Below are 25,761 nucleotides of genomic sequence, written 5' to 3'. Positions count from 1 at the left end.
TTAATTGAAAAATTACATGGTTACAGCTTCTCCACCAGCAGCCTCAATAGCAGCTTTTGCAGTAGCAGTAAATTTGTGAGCGGTTACTTTTAATTTTGCTGTCAATTCACCTCTACCTAAAATCTTAACGATTTCGTTTTTGGTAGCCAAACGATTAGCAACATAAACTGTCATATCAACAGTATCTTTAATCACTCCATTATCAACTAATAATTGAAGTGTGTCAAGATTAACACCTTCGTAATCTTTACGATTGATGTTTGTAAAACCGAACTTAGGCACACGTCTTTGAAGTGGCATTTGCCCACCTTCAAAACCAATCTTTTTAGAATAACCAGAACGAGATTTTGCTCCTTTGTGACCTCTTGCAGAAGTACCACCTTTTCCAGAACCTTCTCCTCTACCTAATCTTTTATTTTGATTGTGTGTAGAACCTTCAGCAGGTTGTAAATTACTTAAATTCATAACAGTATTTGTTATTTAGCTTCTTCAACAGAAACTAAGTGTTTAACTTTATTTATCATCCCAAGGATTGTAGGATTTGAATCATGCTCTACAATTTGTCCCATTTTACGTAGACCTAAAGCTTCCAAACCTCTTTTTTGAGTAAGAGGACAGTTGATTTTGCTTCTAACTTGTTTTACTAATAATTTAGCCATAATTTCCTTGAATTAACCTTTAAAAACTTTTTCTAAAGAAACACCTCTTTGTTTTGCAACAGTATAAGCGCTTCTCATTTGTAATAAAGCATCAAAAGTTGCTTTCACTACGTTGTGAGGATTTGAAGATCCTTGAGATTTAGATAATACATCATGAATTCCTACTGATTCAAGAACTGAACGAACAGCTCCACCAGCAATAACTCCTGTACCATGAGAGGCAGGAATTAAGAATACACGTGCACCACCAAATTTACCTTTTTGTTCGTGAGGAACTGATTGACCATTCAAAGGAATTTTTACTAAATTTTTCTTAGCATCTTCTACTGCTTTCGCAATTGCTTCAGATACATCTTTAGATTTTCCTAATCCGTGACCAACAACTCCGTTTTCATCACCTACAACTACAATAGCAGAAAAACCAAAAGCTCTACCACCCTTTGTAACCTTAGTAACACGATTCACACTTACCAAACGATCTTTTAATTCAAGACCACTTGGTTTTACTAGCTCTACATTCTTGTATTTACTATTAGACATACTATATTAGAATTTAAGTCCAGCCGCTCTCGCGCCTTCCGCTAATGATTTAATACGACCGTGATATAAATAGCCTCCTCTATCGAAAGTTACTACCTCTATCCCAGCTTTTATTGCTTTTTCAGCAACTAGTTTTCCAACTGCTGTAGCAACTTCAATGTTCGTACCGTTACCTATTTCTTTTTCTCTTGAAGAAGCCGCCAATATAGTAACTCCGTTTACATCATCAATAAGTTGAGCGTAAATTTCTTTGTTACTTCTAAATACAGATAGTCTTGGATTAGTAGCAGTACCACTGATCGTTTTTCTAATTCTGAATCTAATTCGTTGTCTTCTTTCAGGTTTTGTTAATGACATAATCTTATTTTTTAAGCTGATTTACCTGCTTTTCTTCTTAATACTTCCCCTACATACTTAACACCTTTCCCTTTGTACGGCTCAGGCTTACGGAAACCTCTGATTTTCGCAGCTACCTGACCTAAAAGTTGTTTGTCTATTGATGTTAATTTCACAATTGGGTTTTTACCTTTTTCAGATATCGTTTCCAAAACAACTTCTGAAGCAATTTCTAAAACTATATTGTGAGAATAACCAAGTGCTAAATCTAATTTTTGTCCTTGATTTGAAGCTCTATAACCAACTCCCACCAATTCTAATGACTTAGTAAAACCTTCTGTTACACCGATAATCATGTTATTGATTAAAGATCTGTACAAACCGTGTTTTGCTCTTTGGTCTTTGTGATCAGACGATCTTTCTACTTGAACTTGACCGTCTTCAACTGTAACAGTAACGTCCGAAAACTCCTGAGTTAGTTGACCATTTTTTCCTTTTACTGTAATAATACTATTTGCAACTTCAACAGTTACACCAGCAGGGATTACAACCGGGCTTTTACCTATTCTTGACATCTTATATAGTCTTTAAATTAGTATACGTAACAAATTACTTCACCACCAACATTTAACTGTCTGGCTTTCTTTCCTGTCATCAAACCTTTTGATGTAGAAACAATAGCAATTCCTAATCCGTTAAGGATTCTAGGAATAGTTGAAGAACTTGAATATTTACGTAAACCTGGTTTACTAATTCTTTGGATATCTTTAATTACTGACTCTTTAGTATCTTTATCATACTTCAAAGCAATTTTGATTGAACCCTGAACAGCGTTGTCTTCAAATTTGTAACTCAAGATATAACCTTGATCAAATAAGATCTTTGTTATTTCTTTTTTTAGATTAGATGCAGGAATTTCGACAACTTTGTGGTTTGCAGCCACCGCGTTACGAACTCTTGTCAAATAATCGGCAATAGGATCTGTATACATGTGTATCAATTTGCGGTTTTGGTTTTCGATAAACTATTTATCGAACCTGAAACCAATTTATAAATATTTATGATACAGACAAAACGTAAGTTAAGTCTGTATCAGGACGTAATAAATTACGTCTTACCAAGATGCTTTTTTAACACCAGGTATCAATCCGTTATTTGCCATTTCACGAAATGTAACACGTGAAAGACCGAATTGACGCATATACCCTCTAGGTCTACCTGTTAATTTACAACGATTGTGCAAACGAACTGGTGAAGCATTTTTTGGTAACTTTTGCAAACCTACGAAATCTCCAGCTTCTAACAAAGCTTTTCTTTTCTCAGCATACTTTGCTACCGTTTTTTCTCTCTTAACCTCGCGGGCTTTCATTGATTCTTTAGCCATGTCTTAATTCTTTTTAAAAGGTAATCCTAATTCTGTCAATAGAGACTTTGCTTCTTTATCTGTTTTTGCAGTAGTTACGAAAGAGATATCCATACCTGAAATTTTGTTTACTTTATCAATATCAATTTCTGGGAAAATGATTTGCTCCAAAACTCCAAGGTTATAATTCCCTCTTCCGTCAAAACCAGTAGCTTTAATACCACTGAAATCTCTTACACGTGGTAAAGCTGAAGTAATAAGTCTATCTAAAAACTCATACATTCTTTCTCCACGCAAAGTAACTTTTGCTCCAATAGGCATCCCTTTTCTCAATTTGAATGACGCAACGTCTTTCTTTGAAATAGTAGATACTGCTTTCTGTCCAGTGATCTTTGTTAACTCATCAACCGCATAGTCAATTAGTTTTTTATCCGATACAGCTGCACCAACTCCTTTACTTAAAACGATTTTTTCCAATTTTGGAACTTGCATTACGTTTACGTATCCGAATTCCTCTTTAAGAGCAGCAATTACTCTGCTCTTATATTCTTCTTTTAGTCTAGGTATATATGCCATTACTATAGTACTTGATTAGATTTTTTCGAAAATCTTACTTTCTTATCTCCTTCTACTCTAATACCAACTCTAGTTGTTTCCTTAGTTTTAGGATCAATTAAAGAGATGTTAGATATCTGTATAGAAGCTTCTTTCTTCACGATACCACCTTGAGGGCTTTTTGCACTAGGTTTGGTATGTTTTGAAACCATATTTACACCTTCAACAATCGCTTTGTTTTTCTCACGGTATACACGTAATACTTTACCTTCAGCACCTTTATGGTCTCCAGCAATTACTCTTACGATGTCTCCTGATTTTATTTTTAGCTTTATCATCTTAAAAACGAATTAAAGCACTTCTGGTGCTAATGATACAATTTTCATGAATTGTTTTTCACGAAGTTCTCTTGCTACCGGACCAAAAACACGAGTTCCTCTCATTTCACCAGCAGCATTCAATAACACACATGCGTTGTCATCAAATCTAATGTATGAACCATCGGCTCTTCTTACTTCTTTTTTGGTACGTACAACAACTGCAGTTGAAACAGCCCCTTTTTTAACGCTTCCGTTAGGAGCAGTATCTTTTATAGAAACTACAATCTTGTCACCAACAGAGGCATACCTTCTTTTGGTACCTCCTAAAACACGGATAGTTAAAACTTCCTTTGCTCCAGTGTTATCTGCTACTTTTAGTCTTGATTCTTGTTGTACCATAATTATTTAGCTCTTTCTAGGATTTCAACTAACCTCCAACATTTGGTTTTACTTAAAGGACGCGTTTCGCTAATCCTTACAGTATCTCCAACGTTACAGTCGTTCGTTTCGTCGTGTGCGTGATACTTTTTAGTTTTCAACACGAACTTACCGTATAATGGGTGTTTTACTTTTCTTACTTCTGCAACAACAATAGATTTATCCATTTTGTCCGAAGTAACAACACCAACTCTTTCTTTTCTTAAATTTCTTTTTTCTTCCATCTTTCAGCAGAATACAGTTATTGTAACTCTCTTTTAGTAAGTTCTGTAGCTAATCTAGCAACTGTTCTTCTTACACTTCTAATTTGAAGTGGGTTCTCAATTGGCGAAATAGCGTGAGCCATTTTTAGATCAGCATATGTTTTCTTAGTCTGGCTAAGCTTTTCTTGCAACTCCGCTGCAGAAAGATCTTTTATTTCTGATTGTTTCATAATATAATATAGATTATGCTTCGAAATCTCTAGCAACGACGAATTTAGTTTTTACTGGAAGCTTTTGGGCCGCAAGACGCAACGCCTCTTTTGCAACTGACAAAGGTACTCCTCCAACTTCAAACATAATTCTTCCGGGTTTAACAACGGCAGCCCAATACTCAACTGCACCTTTACCTTTACCCATACGTACCTCAAGAGGCTTCTTAGTGATAGGTTTGTCTGGAAATATTTTGATCCATAATTGTCCTTCTCTCTTCATAAAACGAGTTGCAGCAATACGCGCAGCCTCGATTTGACGAGAGGTTAAGAACATTCCATCTTCATGTACAGATTTAATACCAAACATTCCATTAGAAAGTTCATGTCCTCTTTGAGAATTTCCTTTCATTTTACCTTTTTGTACCTTACGGTATTTTGTTCTTTTAGGCTGTAACATTTTTCTTTAGTTTAAAAATTTACTTTCGTTTACGAGCGTCTGGTTTTCCACCTTTATTAAAAGGCTTTCTGTCTCCTCTAGGAGAATCGCCACCTTTACCACCACCAGTTCCGGATTGTTTTTTATCCATTCCTGCAAGCGGAGAAAGATCTCTCTTTCCATAAACTTCACCTTTCATGATCCACACTTTGATACCCATTCTACCATAAGTAGTATGTGCTTCAGCAAGTGCGTAATCAATATCAGCTCTGAAAGTTGATAGAGGAACTCTACCTTCTTTGAAACCTTCTGAACGAGCCATCTCAGCACCATTCAAACGACCAGAAATCAAAACTTTGATACCTTCTGCGTTCATACGCATAGAAGCAGCAATAGCCATTTTGATTGCACGTCTGTAAGAAATTCTGCTTTCGATTTGACGACAGATGCTTGTAGCAACTAGATACGCGTCAAGTTCAGGTCTTTTTATTTCAAAGATGTTAATTTGAACCTCTTTGTCAGTAATTTTCTTAAGTTCTTCTTTTAACTTGTCTACCTCTTGTCCGCCTTTTCCGATAATGATACCAGGTCTAGCAGTAGTGATAGTAACGGTTACAAGTTTCAAAGTTCTCTCAATGATTACTTTTGATACACTAGCTTTTGATAAACGAGCATGGATATACTTTCTGATTTTGTGATCTTCGGCAAGTTTATCACCGTAATCATTTCCACCATACCAGTTTGAGTCCCATCCTCTGATGATACCAAGTCTATTTCCAATTGGATTTGTCTTTTGTCCCATCTTGTATTAAATTGCTTGTGTGTTATTAATAGATCCAAGCACGATTGTTACGTGATTAGAACGTTTTCTTATTCTGTGCGCACGACCCTGTGGAGCTGGACGAAGTCTTTTCAACATCATTCCACCATCTACTGTAATCGTTTTAACAAATAAACCTGCTTCTTCCATATTAGCGTCAGGGTTTTTTGCTTGCCAGTTGGCAATTACAGATAAAACCAATTTTTCTAATTTTCTTGAAGCTTCTTTAGAACTGAATCTTAAGATGTTTAGTGCTCTTTCTACCTTCTGACCTCTTACCAAGTCCGCTACTAAGCGCATTTTTCTAGGTGAAGTAGGGCAGTTATTCAATTTTGCGAAAGCAATAGACTTATTAGCCTCTTTTCTCGCATCTGCTGTTTCTCTTTTACGAACTCCCATTGCTTCTTATTTTTTACCTTTATTTTTTGCTCCAGCATGACCTCTAAAAGATCTAGTTGGTGAAAATTCTCCTAATTTGTGACCTACCATGTTTTCTGTTACGTAAACTGGTACAAATTGACGACCGTTATGAACTGCGATTGTTTGTCCAACAAAGTCCGGAGTAATCATAGAAGCTCTAGACCAAGTCTTAACCACTCCTTTATTTCCACCTGCAATGTTTTCTTGAACTTTCTTGTCTAACTTATAGTGAACGAAAGGTCCTTTTTTTAATGAACGTGCCATATCTTATTATTTCTTTCTACGTTCTACGATATACTTATTACTCGGGTTTTTCTTAGAACGAGTTCTATAACCTTTAGCTGGTATTCCATTTCTTGAACGTGGATGTCCACCAGAAGAACGTCCTTCACCACCACCCATTGGGTGATCGACAGGGTTCATTGCAACAGGTCTTGTTCTAGGTCTTCTTCCTAACCATCTTGTTCTACCTGCTTTACCAGATACAACTAATTGGTGATCAGAATTAGAAACTGCTCCAATTGTAGCCGAACACGTCAACAAGATTAATCTCGTTTCCCCAGAAGGCATTTTAATTGTTGCATATTTTCCATCTCTTGCCATTAATTGAGCAAATGTTCCAGCAGAACGAGCGATTACAGCCCCTTGTCCTGGTCTCAATTCGATACAAGAAATTACAGTTCCAAGAGGAACTCTACTTAAAGGTAAAGTATTACCAATTTCAGGTTGAGATTCAGGACCAGAAACTAATTTCTGACCAACTTTCAATCCGTTTTGAGCAATAACGTAAGTTTTCTCACCATCAGCATAAGCTAACAATGCGATAAATGCAGTACGATTTGGATCATATTCGATTGATTTCACTGTAGCCGGAATTCCTTCTTTTGTACGTTTGAAATCAATAATACGATATCTCTGCTTGTGACCACCACCCGTATAACGCATGGTCATCTTTCCTTGACTATTTCTACCACCAGAGTTTTTTATCGGCGCTATCAAAGAGCGTTCCGGCTTATCAGTTGTAATGGCGTCATAACCATTCACAACTCTAAATCGCTGACCTGGGGTAATAGGTTTTAATTTTCTTACTGACATTTTATCTTAGATATTGTTGTAAAAATCAATTGTTTCTCCTTCTTGTACTTGAACAATTGCTTTTTTAATTGCATTCGTCTTTCCACTGATTAAACCACTTTTAGTGTATTTAGTAGTTCTATCCGGTCTTACGTTCATCGTGTTAACACTCAAAATAGTTACTCCATAAGCAGCTTCAACAGCTTTCTTAATTTGCACTTTGTTTGCTTTTTTGTCAACAACGAATCCGAAGCGGTTTAAAACTTCACTTTCTTTGGTTACTTTTTCCGTTACTATAGGTTTAATTATGATGCTCATATCCTATTATTTACTTAAATTTTCCTCAATTATCTCTAAAGAACTCTCTAAAAGCACTAAACTATTAGCGTTTAAGATAGCGTAAGTGCTTAATTCTAAGCTACTTACCACGCTAGAGCCCTTTAAATTGCGTGACGACAAATATACATTTTTATTTGAATCACCCACCACAAATAGAGACTTTTTATTTTCTAACTCTAAAGCTTTCAAAACATTGATGAAATTTTTAGTGTTTGGCGTTTCAAAATTAAAATCTTCAAGAACAATAATATTTGATTCTTTTGCTTTAATTGAGAAAGCAGATTTTCTAGCCAAACGTTTCAAGCTTTTATTCAATTTGAATGAATAACTTCTTGGTCTTGGTCCGAAAACTGTTCCACCACCTTTAAACAATGGATTCTTTGCACTACCCGCACGAGCAGTACCAGTTCCTTTTTGTTTTTTAATCTTACGTGTACTTCCCGCTACTTCAGCTCTTTCTTTTGCTTTGTGCGTTCCTTGTCTTTGATTAGCAAGATATTGCTTAACATCAAGGTATACTGCGTGATTGTTTGGTTCTATACCAAATACTGAATCAGAAAGTTGAACTTTTCTTCCAGTATCTTTTCCGTTGAAATCTAATACTTTTGCTTCCATTACTTCTGAATGATTACATAAGAGTTGTTACATCCAGGAACACATCCTTTAATAACAAGTAGGTTCTTTTCAGCCACTACTTTTAAAACTCTAAGGTTTTGAACTTTTACATTGTCTCCTCCCATTCTTCCAGCCATACGCATTCCTTTGAATACTCTAGATGGATAAGAAGAAGCTCCTACAGAACCTGGCGCTCTTAAACGGTTGTGTTGACCGTGAGTTGCTTGACCAACACCACCAAAACCGTGACGTTTTACAACCCCTTGAAAACCTTTACCTTTAGATAAACCCTGTACATCTACAAATTCTCCTTCAGCAAAAATAGAAACATCTATAAGATCCCCTAAATTTTGTTCAGTTGCGAAATCTCGGAATTCAACGACTTTTTTCTTAGCTACAGTTCCCGCTTTCTTAAAGTGACCTAAAGCCGCTTTTGTGGAATGTTTCTCGTTTTTGTCATCGAAACCAAGTTGCAACGCTTCGTACCCGTCAACACCTTTGGTTCTGACTTGGGTAACAACGCATGGTCCAGCTTCGATTACTGTACAAGGAATATTTTTCCCGTTCTCGTCGAAAATGCTAGTCATGCCGATTTTTCTACCAATTAACCCAGACATAATTATTAATTATTAATTATTAAATATAAATATAGAACACAACATTTAAGCGAATCCTATTTTTTAAGAAGTGCAAATGTATAACATTTTTTGCAATAATCTTAAAAAATAATTTTCGCTTAAATAAAGTGCCCTTTTCTTACTAGTAAGCTACTTAAACTTTGATCTCTACTTCAACTCCGCTAGGCAATTCAAGTTTCATCAAAGCATCAATAGTTTTAGATGATGATGAATAAATGTCAATTAATCTCTTGTATGACATTACTTCAAATTGCTCTCTCGCTTTTTTGTTAACGTGCGGAGAACGTAGTACAGTGAAAAGTTTTTTGTGAGTTGGTAATGGAATTGGTCCTGTTACTACTGCACCAGTACTTTTTACAGTTTTTACAATCTTTTCAGCAGACTTGTCTACCAACATGTGATCGTAAGATTTTAGTTTTATTCTGATTTTTTGACTCATTTTCTTAAAGATTAAGCGTTTCCTTTTGCTTTTTTGATTACTGCTTCTGAAATATTAGCAGGCGTTTCAGCATAGTGCGAAAATTCCATTGTAGAAGTTGCTCTACCTGATGAAAGTGTTCTTAACGTAGTAACATATCCAAACATTTCAGATAATGGCACATCTGCTTTAATGGTTTTAGCACCAGCTCTGTCACCCATGTCATTTACCTGACCTCTACGTCGGTTGATATCACCTACGATATCCCCCATGTTTTCTTCCGGTGTAATAACTTCCATTTTCATGATTGGCTCAAGAATCACAGCACCAGCCGCTTTAGCAACTTCTCTATACCCCATTCTGGCAGCTAACTCAAAAGATAGCGCATCAGAATCGACAGGGTGAAAAGATCCGTCTGTTAAAGTTACTTTCAAACTGTCTACTTGATAACCTGCCAATGGACCGGTTTTCATAGCTTCTCTGAAACCTTTTTCTACAGATGGAATGTATTCTTTAGGAACGTTACCACCTTTTACAGCATTAACAAATTGTAATCCTTTTGGAATTTTTCCATCAACTTCATCTGCTGGTTCAAGTTTAAACACGATATCACCGAATTTACCACGACCACCTGATTGTTTTTTGTAAGTTTCTCTGTGAACTGCACTTTTTGTGAAAGCTTCTTTATATTCAACTTGAGGCTCACCTTGGTTCACTTCAACTTTAAATTCACGTTTCATACGATCCACCAAGATATCTAAGTGAAGCTCACCCATACCTGATATAATCGTTTGACCTGAAGCTTCATCAGTTCTAACAGTAAACGTTGGATCTTCTTCAGCTAATTTAGCCAAGGCCATACCCATTTTATCAACGTCAGCTTTAGTTTTAGGCTCAATTGCAATACCAATTACCGGCGCAGGGAATTTCATTGACTCAAGAATAATTGGGTGTTTTTCATCACACAATGTATCTCCTGTTTTAATGTCTTTAAATCCTACGGCAGCTCCAATATCACCTGCTTCGATATAATCGATTGGGTTTTGCTTGTTAGCGTGCATTTGGTATATACGAGAGATTCTTTCTTTATTTCCTGAACGTGTATTCAAAACATAAGAACCTGCATCTAAACGTCCTGAATAAGCACGGAAGAAAGCTAAACGACCTACGAATGGGTCAGTAGCAATTTTAAATGCTAAAGCAGCGAATGGCTCTTTAACATCTGGCTTACGCAAAATTTTAGTTTGATCTTCTTCTAATAATTCAGCATCATCAGGGTGAATTCCTTCGATACCTTCTTTATCCATTGGAGACGGCAAATATTTACATACTGCATCTAACATGAATTGAACTCCTTTGTTTTTGAAAGAAGAACCAGCGATCATCGGAATGATAGCCATATCCATAGTAGCAGCTCTTAAAGCAGTATTGATTTCTTCCTCAGTAATAGAGTCTTCATCTTCCATGAATTTTTCCAACAAATTTTCATCATAATCAGCAACTGCTTCAATAAGAATCGATCTGTATTCTTTAACCTCGTCAAGCATATCTTCAGGAATAGGCACAATCTCGTAAGTTGCTCCCATACCTTCTTCATCCCAAACAATAGCTTGGTTTCTAACTAAATCCACAACACCTTTGAAATCATTTTCTTCACCAATTGGCAAAGTGATCGCAACTGCATTTGATTTTAACATATCCCTTACTTGTTGACAAACCATCAAAAAGTTAGAACCTTGTCTATCCATTTTATTAACGAAACCAATACGTGGTACTCTGTATTGATCTGCTAATCTCCAGTTCGTTTCTGATTGCGGCTCAACACCGTCAACAGCACTAAACAAGAAAACCAGACCATCAAGCACACGCAAAGAACGGTTTACTTCAACTGTAAAGTCAACGTGTCCCGGTGTATCGATAATATTAAAGTGGTAAGGCAATGTTTCAGGTAAAACTTTACCTTGAGTAGTTGGAAAATTCCATTCACAAGTTGTAGCAGCAGAAGTAATTGTAATACCTCTTTCTTGCTCTTGTGCCATCCAGTCCATTGTCGCAGCACCATCGTGCACTTCACCAATTTTATGTGATTTTCCAGTATAGAATAATATACGCTCCGTTGTTGTTGTTTTACCAGCATCAATATGAGCAGCAATTCCTATGTTTCTTGTATATTTAAGTTCTCTAGCCATTTCTTAAGAATTAAAATCTAAAGTGAGAGAATGCTTTATTAGCTTCTGCCATTTTGTGAGTATCCATTCTTTTCTTAACGGCAGCACCTTCTTCTTTAGCCGCAGCTAAACATTCCGAAGCTAACCTTTGAGCCATAGATTTTTCGTTTCTTCTTCTCGAATAAAGAATTAACCATTTCATCGCCATAGAAATTTTTCTATCTGGACGAATTTGCATTGGAATTTGAAATGTAGCTCCACCTACTCTACGACTACGTACTTCTACGTGAGGCATAACATTGGTTAATGCATCTTTCCAAATTTCTAATGATGGTTTCTCCGCATCTTGTTTTTTAGACTCAATGATGTCAATTGCATCATAAAATACTTTAAACGCTGTCGATTTTTTTCCATCCCACATCAAGTTGTTCACAAAACGTGTTACCAGTTGGTCATTAAACCTTGGATCTGGTAAAAGTGGTCTTTTCTTTGCCGCTCTTTTTCTCATGTCTTTTTTTTAATAAAATGTCACACCAATACAGTCGCGATGAATCGCGCCTCTACAAGAATAACCTTTTAAATTATTTTTTTGCTTCTTTTGGGCGTTTAGCACCATACTTAGATCTTCTTTGCGTTCTTCCTGCTACTCCTGACGTATCAAGCGCACCACGAACGATGTGATATCTAACTCCTGGTAAATCTTTTACCCTTCCACCCCTAACTAATACTATCGAGTGCTCTTGTAAATTGTGTCCTTCACCAGGGATGTAAGCATTCACTTCATTACCATTTGTCAAACGTACACGCGCTACTTTACGCATTGCAGAGTTTGGTTTTTTTGGTGTTGTAGTGTAAACACGCGTACAAACCCCTCTTCTTTGAGGACAAGAATCTAAAGCAACCGATTTACTCTTCTTAGTTATCTGAGTTCTTCCTGTTCTTACTAATTGTTGAATTGTTGGCATAATTAATACTAAAAATTTCTTATTATATTAAATTCCCGCTTTTTACGGGGTTGCAAATGTAGAAAATATTTTTCACTCTACAAACGTTAAACTATTAATTTTCAATAAGATTATTTTGCCATTTGATTTTTATTACAAACCACAGATATTTGCAGTACTTTTATTAAAATTTATATTCATTTGAAATCTTTACTTATTTTCTTTCTTTTTTTACATTTTGGACTGAGTTGTAATGCCCAAAACTTCCAGTTACGCATAATTGGAAGCTCCAACTCCGAAACAAAAACGATTGATTCTTTAAATTACACTTCAAAACACAAAAATTTAAAATCGTTGAATGACGAGATCAGCGTTATATCCGAAAAGCTCTCAAAAATAGGATATATTGAAAAGCAAATACTCGAAAATATCAAAACAGAAGACTCTAGCTACACTTCAAAATTTAGATTAGGAAAAAGGATAAAATACATTCATATATATATAGGTACAAATATTGAATTAAAAGAATTAATTGCAACCAATACAAAATCAGACACAATCGTTATTCCATATGAAGAAACGGAATTTTTTTTGACTAAAACAATACACAAATTAGAACAAAAGGGATTTTCTTTAGCAAAACTGAAACTAATCAACATAAAAAATAAAAACGGAAACATTTTTGCAGATTTAATTTATCAAACAGATAAACAGCGAACTTTAAACTCAATCGTTGTTAAAACCACCGATAATAAGAAAATGAATTTCCCGAAAGGTTATTTAAAACAAATCAACAAAAAATACCTGAACAAAACTTTCAACAAAGAAATCCTTAAACAAATTCATGATGATTTTGAAAAGTTTGGATTTGTAAAACAGATTAAATATCCGGAAATTCTATTTACGGCAGACACCACCAAAGCATACATATATCTTGAAAAAAGAAAATCAAATATTTTTGATGGATTTATTGGCTTTTCCAATAATGAAAACAAAAAAATTGCATTCAACGGTTATTTAGACATAACTCTAGAAAATACATTACACACAGGAGAACTATTTTCACTTTACTGGAAAAATGACGGAAACAAACAAAAAAGCTTTGAGAGCAGCCTTAAATTACCCTATTTATTCAAAAGCCCGATAGGCTTAAAAGCACAAATTAACATTTTTAAACAAGACAGCACCTTCCAAAACACAAAAACAGCTATTGACCTAGGCTATTTTGTCAATTACAATACCCATATTTATTTAGGATACCAATCCACTGAATCCAGTGACATTCAGAATACAAACAGTACACAATTACGCGATTACAAAAACTCTTTTGCAACTTTAAATTTTGAATACATAAAAAATAACAATAGCATTTCACTCTTTACAAAAAAATCCTCTATCTCATTTAACCTAGGATTCGGAAAAAGAGACCAAACCAACCAAGCCGAAGAAATTGGATTAAACAAACAATTTTACATAGAAATAATGGCAATGCATAATTTTTATTTAAATAAAAAAAACAGCATCAACATAAAAACCCAGAATTACTATTTACAAAGCGAAAGGTATATAATAAATGAATTATACCGTTTCGGTGGCATTAACTCCATAAGAGGATTTGAAGAAAACAGCCTTCAGGCAAATTTTTTAACTACAATTTTAACAGAATACAGACATATATTATCTCCCAGTCTGTACATTCACACTGTCATAGATCTTGGATTCACTCAAGACAGAACAATAATTCAAATAAACTCTCAGAAAGAAAAACTGTTATCAATAGGACTAGGTCTAGGACTTCTAACCAAAAACGGTTTATTGAAATTAGCTATTGTAAATGGAAAAAACAATAACAATAACTTAACTTTTTATAACACTATAGTTAACATTTGTTATAATGTTAAATTTTAAAAAACAATTGCATTTCCTAGGAAAGTTAACAAATTATTATGAAATTTGCGAGACTAATTCAAAATATTTAAAAATGAAACTAAAGTTCAATGGATTCTTAGTACTATTAGTAGTACTTGTGGCGCAACTAACTTTTGCGCAAGAAAGAGCCGTTTCAGGAACTGTTTCCGACAATGCGGGATTGCCTTTACCAGGTGTGAGCGTATTAGTGAAAGGAACACAATCTGGAACACAAACTGATTTTGATGGGAAATATTCTATCAAAGCATCATCAAGCCAAGTCTTGATTTTCAGCTACATTGGGATGAAAACCCAAGAAGTAATGGCTACTTCATCAAATGTCAATGTTAAATTAGCTAGCGATGCATTAGAACTTGAAGGTGTTGTAGTAACAGCTTTAGGGATCAAAAGAGAGAAAAAATCTCTAGGTTACGCAACCCAAGAGGTTAAAGGTGATGCTGTAGCCAAGGTAAAAAGTTCTAACTTTGTAAACTCGCTATCTGGTAAAGTTGCAGGTTTAGAAATTAAAACTTCTGGTAATTTAGGTGGTTCTACACAAGTAGTTATTAGAGGAAACAACTCGATTGCTGGTAACAACCAGGCTTTATTTGTAATTGATGGTGTCCCAATAGACAATAGCAACTCAAACACAGGCGATCAAAAAGCTGGTAGAGGTGGTTATGACTACGGTAATGCCGCATCAGACATCAATCCTGACGATATTGAATCAATCAACGTTTTAAAAGGAGCTGCTGCAACTGCACTTTATGGTTCTCGCGCTTCTAATGGTGTTGTAATGATTACTACTAAAAAAGGTAAAAGTCAAAAAGGAATTGGAATCACTATTAGTTCAAGTTTAACTTTGGGAACTGCAGACAAAGAAACTTTGCCTAGATATCAAAATAAATATGGAGCAGGTTATGGTCCTTACTATCAGGATCAAATTGGTACTGACGCTAATGATGAAGCAATTTATTGGGAAGATCAGTCGGGAGCAACCTTACCTCGAGATAATTATTTCACAAATGCAGATTTAAATGGAGATGGTAATTTTACAGATTTATTTACGCCATTTACAGAAGATGCTTCTTATGGAGCTGCATTTAATCCGTCTTTATTGGTTTACCAATGGAATTCCATTTATCCTCAATTAACTGAAACCTTCGGAAAAGCGACTCCTTGGGTAGCTGGTAAAGCAAATCCGAATTCTGTTTGGGGTACTGGTAGTACTGCTGTAAACTCTGTTTCATTAGATGGTGGAGATGATAAAAGTTCTTTTAGATTAGGTTTTACTAATTTATTACAAGAAGGTAGCTTACCAAACAGTGGTATTAAAAGAAATACTATCTCTTTCACAGGATCTCATAATTTAACTGAGAAAATAAAAGCTTCTGCAAGTTTCAATTTTGTAAAAACTGATGGAAAAGGTAGAAACGGTACAGGTTATTCCTCTGGTAACGTGATGCAACAGTTTAGACAATGGAACCAAATGAACGTTGATTTTGACGAACAAAAAGCGGCTTATTTTCTTACAAGACAGAATATCACTTGGAATCCTAATTCCTCTACTAATTTAAAACCAATTTACTCTGACAATCCATACTGGACTTTCTATGAAAATTATCAGACAGATACAAGATCAAGATACTTTGGTAATGTAGCTTTAGAAGATAAGTTGACTGACTGGTTGAGTATATTGGGTAGATTTTCTTTCGACACCTATAGCGAATTGCAAGAGGAAAGAACAAATGTTGGAAGTGCAGAAGTATCTAAATATTCAAGATTCAACAATAATGTTTCTGAATATAATTATGATTTAATGTTAAACTTCAATAAAGATTTAACTGAAAAATTAAATTTAGAAGGAAACATTGGTTACAATGTAAGAAACAATCTTAGAAACAGTATTTTTGCGGCGACCAACGGAGGTTTAAACAAAGCGGGTCTTTATTCACTTTCAAACAGTGTTAGCCCAATTCTTGCTCCTGGTGAATACGATGCAAACAGCATGGTTGATGGTGCTTACATAAGAGCAAGTTTAGGTTATGATGATTTTGCTTACTTAGAGGGAACCTACAGAACTGACCGTTCTTCTAATTTACCGAAAGCAAACAACAGATATGGCTATTTCTCAGTTTCTGGAAGTTTAGTTTTCTCTAAATATATTGAAGCAGACTGGTTGTCATTTGGTAAATTAAGAGCTAATTACGCTGAAGTTGGTAACGATACGACTCCTTATAGAGTTTTCAATACATTCGATATTGGAACTCCATTTAACGGAACTGGTATTGCTTCAAACCCTGGCGCTCAAAATAATTTGAACCTTTTGCCAGAGAGACAAAAAAGTTATGAATTTGGTGTAGAAATGGCCTTTTTTAAGAGACGTCTTGGATTTGATGTTTCTTATTACCGTGATTTAAATGTAAACCAAATTACAAGTATTCCATTATCAACAGCGACAGGATATAACTCAGCGGTTTTAAATGCCGGAACTATCGAAAATAAAGGACTTGAAGTTCAACTTAATGGAACACCATTAAAAACGAATGATTTCAAATGGGATTTAAATCTTAACTGGTCTCAAAATAAAAGTTTAGTTGTTGAATTACTTAATGGTATCGAAAACTTACAATTAGCATCATTACAAGGTGGTGTTTCTATTAATGCAACGCCTGGACAACCTTACGGAACCATTAGAGGTAGTGATTTTATTTATGCTGCAAATGGCCAACCCATTGTTAACCAAACAGGTTCTGGATCAAGAATTGGAACTTATCAAAGAACAGGTGCAAGTAATATTGTAATTGGAGACATCAACCCAGATTGGAAAGCGGGTCTTACTAATACTTTTGCATATAAAAATTTAAGTTTAAGTTTCTTAATTGACATGCAAAAAGGTGGAGATGTATTCTCTCTTGACACTTGGTACGGTTATGCAACAGGTATGTATGACTTCTCAGCTGCTGATAATGAATTGGGGAACCCAGTTAGAAACCCAATTGTAGGTACTCCTGGAAACTACGGAGCTACCAGTGGTGGTTTTATTTTGCCAGGTGTTGCTCCTGACGGAACACCAAATCAGGTAAGAGCAAGTGGTAGTGTATATACAACTGCTTGGGGTTATGCAAGAGCTCCTAATAAACTTCACGTTTATGATGCCGGTTATGTTAAGTTGCGTGAAGCAAGTTTGACTTACAATTTTAATACTAAAACATTAGAAAATTCACCATTCACTAATATTGCTGTATCTTTAATTGGAAGAAATCTATGGATTATCGATAAAAGCACTCCATATGCAGATCCAGAAGCTGGTCTAAGTTCTGGGAATGTTCAAGGATACCAATCTGGAGCTTATCCATCTATAAGAGAAGTCGGAGCAAGTCTTAAACTACAGTTTTAAAAAATTAAATTATGAAAAAAATAATATTAACAACATTAACTATTATTACTTTAATGGTCTCATGTCAATCTGATGACCAATATGAAGATAAAAATAGAGATCCAAAGAACCCTACTCAGGTCAGTTCAGATTTTTTATTCAATTCTGCAACCAAGAGTTTATTTGATCAAATGACAAGTACCAATGTAAATACTAATATCTTTAGGATGTTAGGTCAGCATTGGACAGAAACAACCTATGTAGATGAGGCCAATTACGATTTTAATACTCGTAATATCCCACAAAACCATTGGGGTGAAATGTACAGAAATGTTTTGTTGGATTTAGCAACTGCAAAAACAAATAATGATGCAGATAACAGTATATCAGCTGAAACCAAAAAAACTAGAAATGCTCAAATTGAGATATTGGCAGTTTATACTTGGGCGCAAATGGTTGAAACATTCGGAGATATTCCTTATACTCAAGCATTAAACGCAGGTGAATTTGTATTGCCTGTTTACAATGATGCAGCAACGATTTATGGAGATTTACTTTCACGTTTAACTGCTGCAATTCCAAATTTATCCGATAACGGTTTTGGCGCAGCAGATAATATCTACGGTGGTAATCCCGGTAAATGGAAAAAATTCGGTAATTCATTAATGTTACGAATGGGCCTTAGAGTTGCAGATGTTCCAGCTTTGGCTGCGAAATCAACTGCAGCAATTAAAGCAGCTGTAAGTGGTGGAGTATTTACATCAAACGCTGATAATGCTGCTTTAGCTTATTCTAGCACAACTCCTAATACTAATCCTGTTTGGGTTGATTTAGTACAATCTGGAAGATCAGATTTTGTTATTGCTAATACATTGGTTGACAAGATGAATGCGCTTAATGATCCTAGAAGACCTTTCTATTTTGATGAAAATTTAGGAGCTGGAGTATATGTTGGTGGCCCTTATGGTGATAATAATAGTTTTTCATCTTACACTCATGTAAGTGCTAGAATAACAGATCCTACTAATCCTGCATCTCTATTGGATTACTCAGAAGTTTGCTTTTACTTGGCAGACGCTGCGGAACGTTCTATTTCTGGAACACCTGCTACCGCTGCTGGGTTTTATAATGCTGGTATTACAGCATCATTTGACTACTGGGGAACTCCTAACGTGGCTGCTTATTTACTGAATCCAAAAGTTAATTACGCAACAGCTCCTGGAAGTTATAAAGTTAAAATAGGAACGCAACTTTGGTTAGCCATGTATAACAGAGGTTACGAAGCATGGACTGCTTGGAGAACTTATGATTTCCCAGGCTTTAACTTGCCAGCTGTATCTGAAGATCCAGTTCCAACGAGATATACGTACCCTATTAACGAGCAAAACTTGAATAAAATCAACTATACTGCAGCATCTACTGCAATAGGAGGTGACAAACAAACAACAAAACTTTTTTGGGATAAATTCTAATTATCACTTAATTTATATAAAAACCATCAGCATTGCTGGTGGTTTTTTTTTCTTTTTTTAAGTATGCCTGCTATTCAGAATTGGCGCGATAATCTAGACGTAAGACGATAAAAAAAAATACCGATTATGTATTGCTTCACCTGTTCACTATCGCTCGGGTCAATATAGTCCAATAAAAATCGGATAATTTTCATACTATATCGGAATTATACCAGATCTCTTTGGACTATTTTAAAAATGTGGTTGGTATTGTGGCAAAATATCAAAATAGAAAGACCTAGAAGTAACCTTAAATAACATTTTATGTTATGGGGAGCAACTTTCCCTTTACTGGAAAAGCGACGGCAACGATCAAAAAACGTTTAGAGGAAGTTTTGAACTTCCCTATCTTTTTAAAACGCCGATAGGACTTAAAGTACAGATTAATATATCCTCTATAAGAGTACAATGCTAAATCAGGTAATGTGCCTATTTTGAAATCTGCTCAAGTTACAACACAAGGTCCATTCTGGTATGTAACGTAAATAAAAATAATTTATGTTTTAAAAGGCTCTCCAAATGGAGAGCCTTTTTTTTGAACCGTGAAAAGAAAAGATGCAACCGACTACCCCCAATACCACTAAAAAATATACTATTTAAGCAATTATCACAAACCTCTTTTACAAAATTTTTTTAAAAAATAAAAATTGCCAAAACAATATTAAATCTTTAGCGACTGTAGTATTACAGACTAAAATATTTTCAGTGCATTAAGAAGAAAATAGCACAATAAAAGTTCCACGGATACAGCAATTTCAATTTTTAAACAGAAACTTTTACAAATGAAAACAATTTTTTTTATTACAAATAGCAATAAACCTGCTTAAAACTGCGCCATTTCACAAAAAAAAAAAAATAAATACCGTTTAATTAACATCTTTTTAAGATATTTGACACAACTAATCAAAATAATTAAAAATGAAACTAAAGTTCAATGGATTCTTAGTACTCCTAGTAGTACTTGTGGCGCAACTAACTTTTGCGCAAGAAAGAGCCGTTTCAGGAACTGTTTCCGATAATGCAGGATTGCCTTTACCAGGCGTGAGTGTATTAGTGAAAGGAACACAATCTGGAACACAATCTGATTTTGATGGAAAATATTCTATCAGAGCAACATCAAGCCAAGTCTTAATTTTTAGCTACATTGGGATGACAACCCAGGAAGTTACTGCTAATTCGGCTACTGTTAATGTTAAATTAGCAAGTGGCGCATTAGAACTTGAAGGAGTTGTAATTAACGTATTTGGGGTTGAAACAAAAAAGAAGTTATCTAATTCAACTTCGTCTAAAGTAAAAGGAGAGGTGTTAGCTACTACTGGAGAATCCGGATTATTAAATGCTTTATCTGCCAAAGCTTCAAACGTGAATGTTGTCTCTAGTTCAGGAGACCCTGGAGCTGGATCGTACGTTCAAATACGTGGGCAAAACACAATCACAGGAAACACACAACCCTTATATGTTGTGGATGGGATTCCAATCTCAGGACAAGAACTTGATAACGGAAACCAAACTGGTGGAGTTAACCAACAATCCAGGATTAACGACATTAACCCAAACAGTATTGCAAGTGTAACAATCCTTAAAGGAGCTTCGGCATCCGCATTATGGGGCTTTAGAGCTGCAAATGGTGTTGTACTTATTACAACTAAAAAAGGAAGAGGAAAACTATCTGTAGAACTTAATTCTTCCTACTCAATTGACGAAGTTAATGTACGTTTCAAAACTCAAAACCTTTTTGGACAAGGTAATAACAATGTTTTTGCTAGAAATGTTGGAGCATCATACGGAGATCTTATTAGTAGAAGAAGCGGAGCCGCAGATCTTGTAAACACAGCAGGTTCTTACTTTGTTTCAGACAGAGGAAACACTTACTATGCAATTACTAAAAAAAACAGTACTGCAAACTTTAATGATTCAAACTACGACGGTATCATTGGTACAGGTCACTCAAGCAACCAAAACATTTCCTTAAGTGGGGGTGGTGAAAACGGAAGTTTTTACTTAGGTATAGGTAACACGAAACAAGACGGTGTAATCAGAAATAGCTCTTACGAGAGAACAAATATTGACTTCAATACGGTTTACAAACTAGGAGACAAGACTACATTTACAGGAAAAATGAGCTATTCTACCTCAGAATCTAACAGAGTTCAACAAGGATCTAACACAAGTGGATTACTTTTAGGGCTTTACAGAACAGCTGCAGATTTTGACAATAGAGATTTCCTTGGTACAAACTTTACTGCTGCAGGTGTTGGTACAATAGGAAGCCATAGATCTTATAGAAGAGACCTAGGGACAAGTGAAACAGTAAAAAGCCCTATATATAACAACCCGTTTTGGAGTACTGATGTTCAAAAAAATCCAAACATTGTAAACAGATATATTGCAGGTATTTCGCTAGAGCATTCGTTTACAGATAAATTCAAAGTATTAGGACGTGCAAACGTAGATGGCTATACAGATGACAGACAATCAATGTACCCAATCTTTTCATCTGAAAACGGAGGTGGAGGTTATGCATCAGAAGACGGTGTTACTCATAGACAATACAATGTAGATTTAATGGGTATTGGTAATGTTGACCTTACTGATGACTTAAAACTTGATTATACTGCAGGTATCAACATAGCTGAAATCAATACAGTATTTAGAGGTGGTGATTACAAAAACTTCTTAATAAACACTGCTAAATTTGCTTATTCAAATTCATTGTTAGCTGACAGAACTACTTATTTAAATAGAAGTAATACAAAAACAAATGCTGCATTTGTATCAACATCTTTGAACTTCAAAGATTACCTAAATGCAAACATTGGAGCTAGAGCAGAAACATCCTCAGCTTTAGATCCAAATTTAAAAACTTACATCTATCCGTCAGTTGAATTGTCATACCTATTTACACATCATTTAAAAAGCGATGTACTTACTTATGGTAAATTAAGAGCTACATACGGACAAGTATCTATTATGCCAGGAATTTACAATGGTTCTACTTATATTACTGGAGCTACTGGGACAGAATCTTGGGGACCTGCTTACGACGCTGCTGCTTATAACGGTGGTTACGAAAGAGAATCTCTAGCTGGAAATCCTTTCTTGAAACCAGAGATCAAAACACAATATGAAGCGGGAATCGAATTAGGTTTTTTCAACAGACTTAATTTAGGAGTAACTTACTATACTGACGTTACAAAAGATAACTTGGTAGCTGCATCTGCAAATCCATCTTCATCTGTTAGTAGTCTTTACGGAAACTTTGCACAAATCGAAAACGAAGGATTGGAGATTGATTTAGATATGTCTATCTTAAAAAATTCTGCTTTCAAATGGAATGTAACAGGAACTTTTGGAACTAACAAGAATGAAGTTACAAAATTAATAGGATCAGAGTCAATTTTTTTGAATGGATTCGCAGGAACTTCATCAAGAGCTGTATTAAACCAACCATTAGGAGTACTATGGGCAGGTCGTTGGGATAGAGATGCTGCTGGAGAACTAATCCTTGATTCTAGAGGATTCCCAACAGCATCAGCTACAGAAGGAGTTATTGGAGATCCAAACCCTAAATTTAGAGCAGGTTTAAACAACACATTTGAATTCAAAGGAATCTCTTTAAACGTATTATTTGACGCGTCAGTTGGTGGTGATTTATGGGATGGAACAAATGGAGCTTTAAATGTATTTGGTAAATCATTAGAAACTGCCAACATACTTAATTTAACTGCAGCAGAAGCAACTGCACTTACAGGTTCAAACGGAAGGACAGCTATATCGCAAGGTTGGTTAAACTCTGATGGTACTTATAGCGTACGTGGTAACATTGTAGATTATGGAGCAGGTCCAAGATTAGCTAATCAATCATGGTATACAGGACTTGGTGGTGGTTTTGGAGCAGTAGCTGAACAATTTGTAAAATCAGCAACTTGGGTTAAATTAAGAGAAACAACTTTAGCTTACAAAGTAACTAATCGTAATATCTTAGACAAAACTGGATTAGAAGGAATCACTTTCTCTCTAACTGGAAGAAACTTATGGTTATGGACTGAAGACAAAACATTAGGTCAAGATCCAGAATCAAACTTAACAGGTGGGTCGAACGGTAGAGGACTTCAATATTTCAACAGTCCAAATACTAAATCAATTATTTTCTCACTAAACCTAAAATTCTAAAAAAAATGAAAAAGTTGAACAAATACATCACACCCATACTATTTGCTTTTGCAGTAGTTAGTTGTACCAATTTAGTTGAGGATATTAATGAGGATCCTAATAAACTATCTGCAAATGATGCGCAAGCTAAAAACATATTTCAATCTGTTTTATTAGCTAACCAGTATTTCCAAACTACAAACAATGTAAGAAATACAATGTTATGGTTAGGTCAAGGAACTGGAGTTGACAGACAATACATTCCTTTGAATGATTGGAATAACAATACATCAGCAGATTCAGATTCTGCTTGGGATTTACTTTATGTAAACTTCTTAACACAAGCTCGTATTACTCAAGATAAAGCAATAGAAGAAAACAATTTTAAGATGCTAGCGGCGTTGCAAATTGTTGAAGCAAACAGTATGGGTACAGCAACTTCTCTATGGGGAGACATACCATATTCTGAATTTACAACTAACAACCCTAATAACAAACCAAAATTTGACAAGCAGTCAACAGTGTACGCAAAATTGCAGACACTACTTGACGATGCAATTGCTAACTTAGGAAAAGCTGGATCTATACCTTCTGCACTTGACATCTATTATGGTGGAAGCACGGCAAAATGGACTCAATTAGCGTATTCGCTCAAGGCAAGATATTATTTACACGTTAAGAATTATCCTTTAGCTAGAGCAAATGCTTTACTTGGAATCAATGCTCCAGCTAATGACTTTAAAGCCCTTTTTTACGGTACTACTTCTCAACAAAACTTTAACCCTTTCTACGAATTCTTAGAATACGAAAGACAAGGTTACATGGATGGAACAGGTTATGCAGTTACAGTTTTAAATAAGACATCTACTAAAAATAGAACTAATAGTAAAACTGATGAAACAGCTCGTCTTGCTTTCATCTACACAGGTACAGAATTAAACATAAACGGATTGGATAACGGTCTTGAAACTGGTAGATTTGGATCTGATTCTAACATGCCTCTTGTAACTTACGGAGAGATGTTATTAATTATTGCTGAAGCAGATGCAAGAACCTCTTTTGCAGCAGGTTTAACATCTTACAACACATACAGAGCTTTGTTAAATACTAGGTATTCTATTGGTAACACAAACGGTGGTTACGAAGGGTTAGCATACAAATACGATCCTTATGTAGCAGCTGATTTTGCAAGTGCTGGGATGGAAAACGCTACAGGTAGTTTAACAAATCAAAATGCTTTATTAAGAGAAATCTATGAAGAAAGATACATCTACTTCATCGGTAACTACGAAGCATTCACGGATTACAGAAGAACGAATAATATTGCTGAAATCAAAATCAATACTTTATTCACTGGAACACCACAACGTTTAATTTATTCTCAAGATGAAATAAATGCTAACGCTGCAAATATTCCAAGTCCATTTCCAAAAGCAACGGATAAAACAGAAGTGCATAATTAATTTTAGTTAACTAACTGAATTTTCAAAGCCACTCAATTTATGAGTGGCTTTTTTTTATATATTTGCACCATGGAAAAAGAACACCAAATATTCGGGATTAGAGCAATAATTGAAGCCATTCAAGCGGGCGCAACAGTAGACAAAGTCTATATTCAAAAGGAAGCGAGCAGCGAACTGATGAAAGACTTAATGAAAGTGATGAAGCGAGGCAACATTAACTTCTCGTACGTTCCCGTTGAAAAATTAAACAGACTTACCCCTAATAACCATCAAGGTGCGGTGGCTACTATCTCCCCTATTTCCTTTTTTGACTTAGAATCTTTGATAGAATCTGTACTTGAAAACGGAAAAAACCCGTTATTTTTAATTTTGGATCAAATATCGGATGCGCGTAATTTTGGAGCTATCATCAGAACGGCCGAATGTACCGGTGTTAACGGAATCATAGTACAAAAAGCTGGTTCAGCACCAGTAAACGGAGATACCGTAAAAACATCTGCAGGTGCGGTTTTTAATATTCCAATATGTAAAGTGGAACATATAAAAGACGCTATTTTTCTTTTGCAAGCAAGCGGAATTAAGACGGTTGCCGCAACCGAAAAAACAGATCAAAATATTTATGACATCAATTTAAATGAACCAGTAGCGATAATTATGGGATCTGAGGACCGTGGAGTAAATCCATCTGTACTTAAAATTGTAGATGAAAAAGCAAAACTACCAATGTTTGGAACCATTGGTTCTTTGAATGTATCCGTTGCTTGTGGTGCTTTTTTATATGAAGCAGTAAGACAAAGAAGTTAATTCCATCCCTCGCCTTTCCCAATGGGAAGGGATACTAAACGCATAA

At 35.3% G+C, this 25,761-nt stretch carries 30 protein-coding genes; 6 read left to right on the top strand and 24 right to left on the bottom strand.

Features of this window, described 5'->3' with window-relative positions:
- Positions 1-12: 12 nt before the first annotated feature.
- The 24 genes from rplO to rpsL all read right to left on the bottom strand — a co-directional run bounded on the left by rplO (position 13) and on the right by rpsL (position 12,519).
- Positions 13-465 (bottom strand): 50S ribosomal protein L15, encoded by a 453-nt coding sequence (gene rplO / locus ACFX5E_RS10715; RefSeq protein WP_066081007.1) that lies wholly within the window; start codon positions 463-465, stop codon positions 13-15.
- A gap of 11 nt (positions 466-476) precedes the next feature.
- A complete protein-coding gene (gene rpmD, locus ACFX5E_RS10710; protein WP_091203662.1) occupies positions 477-659 on the bottom strand; it encodes a 50S ribosomal protein L30 in 183 nt (60 codons plus the stop codon).
- Between the two features lie 12 nt (positions 660-671).
- Positions 672-1,199, bottom strand: coding sequence for a 30S ribosomal protein S5 (rpsE, locus tag ACFX5E_RS10705; RefSeq protein ID WP_035668102.1), 528 nt, complete (start codon positions 1,197-1,199; stop codon positions 672-674).
- Positions 1,200-1,205: 6 nt separating this feature from the next.
- Complete coding sequence (gene rplR / locus ACFX5E_RS10700; RefSeq protein WP_073210377.1) at positions 1,206-1,556, bottom strand: 50S ribosomal protein L18; 351 nt, start codon at positions 1,554-1,556, stop codon at positions 1,206-1,208.
- A gap of 11 nt (positions 1,557-1,567) precedes the next feature.
- A complete protein-coding gene (rplF, locus tag ACFX5E_RS10695; RefSeq protein ID WP_379855164.1) occupies positions 1,568-2,110 on the bottom strand; it encodes a 50S ribosomal protein L6 in 543 nt (180 codons plus the stop codon).
- A gap of 17 nt (positions 2,111-2,127) precedes the next feature.
- The gene (gene rpsH / locus ACFX5E_RS10690; protein WP_035668108.1) at positions 2,128-2,526 is read right to left on the bottom strand and encodes a 30S ribosomal protein S8; all 399 of its coding nucleotides are present in this window, start codon (positions 2,524-2,526) and stop codon (positions 2,128-2,130) included.
- Between the two features lie 123 nt (positions 2,527-2,649).
- On the bottom strand, positions 2,650-2,919 hold the full coding sequence (gene rpsN / locus ACFX5E_RS10685; protein ID WP_007136553.1) for a 30S ribosomal protein S14: 270 nt from the start codon (positions 2,917-2,919) through the stop codon (positions 2,650-2,652).
- Positions 2,920-2,922: 3 nt separating this feature from the next.
- Complete coding sequence (gene rplE / locus ACFX5E_RS10680) at positions 2,923-3,474, bottom strand: 50S ribosomal protein L5 (RefSeq protein ID WP_121366229.1); 552 nt, start codon at positions 3,472-3,474, stop codon at positions 2,923-2,925.
- Positions 3,475-3,476: 2 nt separating this feature from the next.
- The gene (rplX, locus tag ACFX5E_RS10675) at positions 3,477-3,791 is read right to left on the bottom strand and encodes a 50S ribosomal protein L24 (protein WP_035668111.1); all 315 of its coding nucleotides are present in this window, start codon (positions 3,789-3,791) and stop codon (positions 3,477-3,479) included.
- Between the two features lie 12 nt (positions 3,792-3,803).
- Complete coding sequence (gene rplN / locus ACFX5E_RS10670; RefSeq protein ID WP_026717863.1) at positions 3,804-4,172, bottom strand: 50S ribosomal protein L14; 369 nt, start codon at positions 4,170-4,172, stop codon at positions 3,804-3,806.
- 2 nt (positions 4,173-4,174) lie between these two features.
- The gene (gene rpsQ, locus ACFX5E_RS10665) at positions 4,175-4,435 is read right to left on the bottom strand and encodes a 30S ribosomal protein S17 (protein ID WP_091091594.1); all 261 of its coding nucleotides are present in this window, start codon (positions 4,433-4,435) and stop codon (positions 4,175-4,177) included.
- A gap of 17 nt (positions 4,436-4,452) precedes the next feature.
- Positions 4,453-4,644, bottom strand: a complete 192-nt coding sequence (gene rpmC, locus ACFX5E_RS10660; protein WP_047774317.1) for a 50S ribosomal protein L29 — start codon at positions 4,642-4,644, stop codon at positions 4,453-4,455.
- A 13-nt stretch (positions 4,645-4,657) separates the two neighbouring features.
- On the bottom strand, positions 4,658-5,083 hold the full coding sequence (rplP, locus tag ACFX5E_RS10655) for a 50S ribosomal protein L16 (protein WP_007803637.1): 426 nt from the start codon (positions 5,081-5,083) through the stop codon (positions 4,658-4,660).
- Positions 5,084-5,102: 19 nt separating this feature from the next.
- Complete coding sequence (gene rpsC / locus ACFX5E_RS10650; protein WP_073210367.1) at positions 5,103-5,864, bottom strand: 30S ribosomal protein S3; 762 nt, start codon at positions 5,862-5,864, stop codon at positions 5,103-5,105.
- A gap of 6 nt (positions 5,865-5,870) precedes the next feature.
- Positions 5,871-6,281, bottom strand: a complete 411-nt coding sequence (gene rplV / locus ACFX5E_RS10645; protein WP_007136561.1) for a 50S ribosomal protein L22 — start codon at positions 6,279-6,281, stop codon at positions 5,871-5,873.
- Positions 6,282-6,287: 6 nt separating this feature from the next.
- The gene (rpsS, locus tag ACFX5E_RS10640) at positions 6,288-6,566 is read right to left on the bottom strand and encodes a 30S ribosomal protein S19 (RefSeq protein ID WP_007136562.1); all 279 of its coding nucleotides are present in this window, start codon (positions 6,564-6,566) and stop codon (positions 6,288-6,290) included.
- Between the two features lie 6 nt (positions 6,567-6,572).
- Positions 6,573-7,397, bottom strand: a complete 825-nt coding sequence (gene rplB / locus ACFX5E_RS10635; protein WP_035668122.1) for a 50S ribosomal protein L2 — start codon at positions 7,395-7,397, stop codon at positions 6,573-6,575.
- A gap of 6 nt (positions 7,398-7,403) precedes the next feature.
- The gene (rplW, locus tag ACFX5E_RS10630; protein WP_035668124.1) at positions 7,404-7,694 is read right to left on the bottom strand and encodes a 50S ribosomal protein L23; all 291 of its coding nucleotides are present in this window, start codon (positions 7,692-7,694) and stop codon (positions 7,404-7,406) included.
- Positions 7,695-7,700: 6 nt separating this feature from the next.
- Positions 7,701-8,330, bottom strand: coding sequence for a 50S ribosomal protein L4 (gene rplD / locus ACFX5E_RS10625; RefSeq protein WP_315233462.1), 630 nt, complete (start codon positions 8,328-8,330; stop codon positions 7,701-7,703).
- Positions 8,330-8,947, bottom strand: coding sequence for a 50S ribosomal protein L3 (rplC, locus tag ACFX5E_RS10620; RefSeq protein WP_104000025.1), 618 nt, complete (start codon positions 8,945-8,947; stop codon positions 8,330-8,332). Before rplC ends, rplD begins: the two co-directional genes overlap by 1 nt.
- A gap of 154 nt (positions 8,948-9,101) precedes the next feature.
- Entirely contained in the window at positions 9,102-9,407 is a 306-nt protein-coding gene (gene rpsJ, locus ACFX5E_RS10615; protein WP_011963470.1) for a 30S ribosomal protein S10, read from the bottom strand.
- An 11-nt stretch (positions 9,408-9,418) separates the two neighbouring features.
- Positions 9,419-11,575 (bottom strand): elongation factor G, encoded by a 2,157-nt coding sequence (fusA, locus tag ACFX5E_RS10610; protein WP_379855163.1) that lies wholly within the window; start codon positions 11,573-11,575, stop codon positions 9,419-9,421.
- Positions 11,576-11,585: 10 nt separating this feature from the next.
- A complete protein-coding gene (gene rpsG / locus ACFX5E_RS10605; RefSeq protein WP_035668130.1) occupies positions 11,586-12,062 on the bottom strand; it encodes a 30S ribosomal protein S7 in 477 nt (158 codons plus the stop codon).
- A 73-nt stretch (positions 12,063-12,135) separates the two neighbouring features.
- Entirely contained in the window at positions 12,136-12,519 is a 384-nt protein-coding gene (gene rpsL, locus ACFX5E_RS10600; RefSeq protein WP_007136570.1) for a 30S ribosomal protein S12, read from the bottom strand.
- Between the two features lie 180 nt (positions 12,520-12,699).
- On the opposite strand from rpsL, the gene ACFX5E_RS10595 reads away from it, so the two are divergent.
- The 6 genes from ACFX5E_RS10595 (at position 12,700) to rlmB (ending at position 25,715) form a co-directional block, all read left to right on the top strand.
- Positions 12,700-14,406 (top strand): BamA/TamA family outer membrane protein, encoded by a 1,707-nt coding sequence (locus tag ACFX5E_RS10595; protein ID WP_379855162.1) that lies wholly within the window; start codon positions 12,700-12,702, stop codon positions 14,404-14,406.
- A gap of 73 nt (positions 14,407-14,479) precedes the next feature.
- The gene (locus tag ACFX5E_RS10590; protein WP_379855161.1) at positions 14,480-17,806 is read left to right on the top strand and encodes a SusC/RagA family TonB-linked outer membrane protein; all 3,327 of its coding nucleotides are present in this window, start codon (positions 14,480-14,482) and stop codon (positions 17,804-17,806) included.
- A gap of 11 nt (positions 17,807-17,817) precedes the next feature.
- Positions 17,818-19,257 (top strand): SusD/RagB family nutrient-binding outer membrane lipoprotein, encoded by a 1,440-nt coding sequence (locus tag ACFX5E_RS10585; RefSeq protein WP_379855160.1) that lies wholly within the window; start codon positions 17,818-17,820, stop codon positions 19,255-19,257.
- Between the two features lie 957 nt (positions 19,258-20,214).
- The gene (locus ACFX5E_RS10580; RefSeq protein ID WP_379855159.1) at positions 20,215-23,469 is read left to right on the top strand and encodes a SusC/RagA family TonB-linked outer membrane protein; all 3,255 of its coding nucleotides are present in this window, start codon (positions 20,215-20,217) and stop codon (positions 23,467-23,469) included.
- A gap of 5 nt (positions 23,470-23,474) precedes the next feature.
- Positions 23,475-24,911, top strand: a complete 1,437-nt coding sequence (locus ACFX5E_RS10575; RefSeq protein WP_379855158.1) for a SusD/RagB family nutrient-binding outer membrane lipoprotein — start codon at positions 23,475-23,477, stop codon at positions 24,909-24,911.
- A gap of 69 nt (positions 24,912-24,980) precedes the next feature.
- Positions 24,981-25,715, top strand: coding sequence for a 23S rRNA (guanosine(2251)-2'-O)-methyltransferase RlmB (rlmB, locus tag ACFX5E_RS10570; RefSeq protein ID WP_379855157.1), 735 nt, complete (start codon positions 24,981-24,983; stop codon positions 25,713-25,715).
- The last annotated feature ends 46 nt before the right edge of the window (positions 25,716-25,761 follow it).

This window comes from Flavobacterium xylosi, assembly GCF_042787345.1.
Taxonomy (GTDB): Bacteria; Bacteroidota; Bacteroidia; order Flavobacteriales; family Flavobacteriaceae; genus Flavobacterium; species Flavobacterium xylosi.
Note: the sequence above shows the minus strand (reverse complement) of the source record. Positions and strands in the feature narration are given on the sequence as shown.

Excerpts from the sequence above, each read along its gene's own strand:
- rplO (WP_066081007.1), bottom strand. The coding sequence starts at position 465 with ATGAATTTAAGTAATTTACAACCTGCTGAAGGTTCTACACACAATCAA.
- rpmD (WP_091203662.1), bottom strand. The coding sequence starts at position 659 with ATGGCTAAATTATTAGTAAAACAAGTTAGAAGCAAAATCAACTGTCCT.
- rpsE (WP_035668102.1), bottom strand. The coding sequence starts at position 1,199 with ATGTCTAATAGTAAATACAAGAATGTAGAGCTAGTAAAACCAAGTGGT.
- rplR (WP_073210377.1), bottom strand. The coding sequence starts at position 1,556 with ATGTCATTAACAAAACCTGAAAGAAGACAACGAATTAGATTCAGAATT.
- rplF (WP_379855164.1), bottom strand. The coding sequence starts at position 2,110 with ATGTCAAGAATAGGTAAAAGCCCGGTTGTAATCCCTGCTGGTGTAACT.
- rpsH (WP_035668108.1), bottom strand. The coding sequence starts at position 2,526 with ATGTATACAGATCCTATTGCCGATTATTTGACAAGAGTTCGTAACGCG.
- rpsN (WP_007136553.1), bottom strand. The coding sequence starts at position 2,919 with ATGGCTAAAGAATCAATGAAAGCCCGCGAGGTTAAGAGAGAAAAAACG.
- rplE (WP_121366229.1), bottom strand. The coding sequence starts at position 3,474 with ATGGCATATATACCTAGACTAAAAGAAGAATATAAGAGCAGAGTAATT.
- rplX (WP_035668111.1), bottom strand. The coding sequence starts at position 3,791 with ATGATAAAGCTAAAAATAAAATCAGGAGACATCGTAAGAGTAATTGCT.
- rplN (WP_026717863.1), bottom strand. The coding sequence starts at position 4,172 with ATGGTACAACAAGAATCAAGACTAAAAGTAGCAGATAACACTGGAGCA.
- rpsQ (WP_091091594.1), bottom strand. The coding sequence starts at position 4,435 with ATGGAAGAAAAAAGAAATTTAAGAAAAGAAAGAGTTGGTGTTGTTACT.
- rpmC (WP_047774317.1), bottom strand. The coding sequence starts at position 4,644 with ATGAAACAATCAGAAATAAAAGATCTTTCTGCAGCGGAGTTGCAAGAA.
- rplP (WP_007803637.1), bottom strand. The coding sequence starts at position 5,083 with ATGTTACAGCCTAAAAGAACAAAATACCGTAAGGTACAAAAAGGTAAA.
- rpsC (WP_073210367.1), bottom strand. The coding sequence starts at position 5,864 with ATGGGACAAAAGACAAATCCAATTGGAAATAGACTTGGTATCATCAGA.
- rplV (WP_007136561.1), bottom strand. The coding sequence starts at position 6,281 with ATGGGAGTTCGTAAAAGAGAAACAGCAGATGCGAGAAAAGAGGCTAAT.
- rpsS (WP_007136562.1), bottom strand. The coding sequence starts at position 6,566 with ATGGCACGTTCATTAAAAAAAGGACCTTTCGTTCACTATAAGTTAGAC.
- rplB (WP_035668122.1), bottom strand. The coding sequence starts at position 7,397 with ATGTCAGTAAGAAAATTAAAACCTATTACCCCAGGTCAGCGATTTAGA.
- rplW (WP_035668124.1), bottom strand. The coding sequence starts at position 7,694 with ATGAGCATCATAATTAAACCTATAGTAACGGAAAAAGTAACCAAAGAA.
- rplD (WP_315233462.1), bottom strand. The coding sequence starts at position 8,330 with ATGGAAGCAAAAGTATTAGATTTCAACGGAAAAGATACTGGAAGAAAA.
- rplC (WP_104000025.1), bottom strand. The coding sequence starts at position 8,947 with ATGTCTGGGTTAATTGGTAGAAAAATCGGCATGACTAGCATTTTCGAC.
- rpsJ (WP_011963470.1), bottom strand. The coding sequence starts at position 9,407 with ATGAGTCAAAAAATCAGAATAAAACTAAAATCTTACGATCACATGTTG.
- fusA (WP_379855163.1), bottom strand. The coding sequence starts at position 11,575 with ATGGCTAGAGAACTTAAATATACAAGAAACATAGGAATTGCTGCTCAT.
- rpsG (WP_035668130.1), bottom strand. The coding sequence starts at position 12,062 with ATGAGAAAAAGAGCGGCAAAGAAAAGACCACTTTTACCAGATCCAAGG.
- rpsL (WP_007136570.1), bottom strand. The coding sequence starts at position 12,519 with ATGCCAACAATTCAACAATTAGTAAGAACAGGAAGAACTCAGATAACT.
- ACFX5E_RS10590 (WP_379855161.1), top strand. The coding sequence starts at position 14,480 with ATGAAACTAAAGTTCAATGGATTCTTAGTACTATTAGTAGTACTTGTG.
- ACFX5E_RS10585 (WP_379855160.1), top strand. The coding sequence starts at position 17,818 with ATGAAAAAAATAATATTAACAACATTAACTATTATTACTTTAATGGTC.
- ACFX5E_RS10580 (WP_379855159.1), top strand. The coding sequence starts at position 20,215 with ATGAAACTAAAGTTCAATGGATTCTTAGTACTCCTAGTAGTACTTGTG.
- ACFX5E_RS10575 (WP_379855158.1), top strand. The coding sequence starts at position 23,475 with ATGAAAAAGTTGAACAAATACATCACACCCATACTATTTGCTTTTGCA.
- rlmB (WP_379855157.1), top strand. The coding sequence starts at position 24,981 with ATGGAAAAAGAACACCAAATATTCGGGATTAGAGCAATAATTGAAGCC.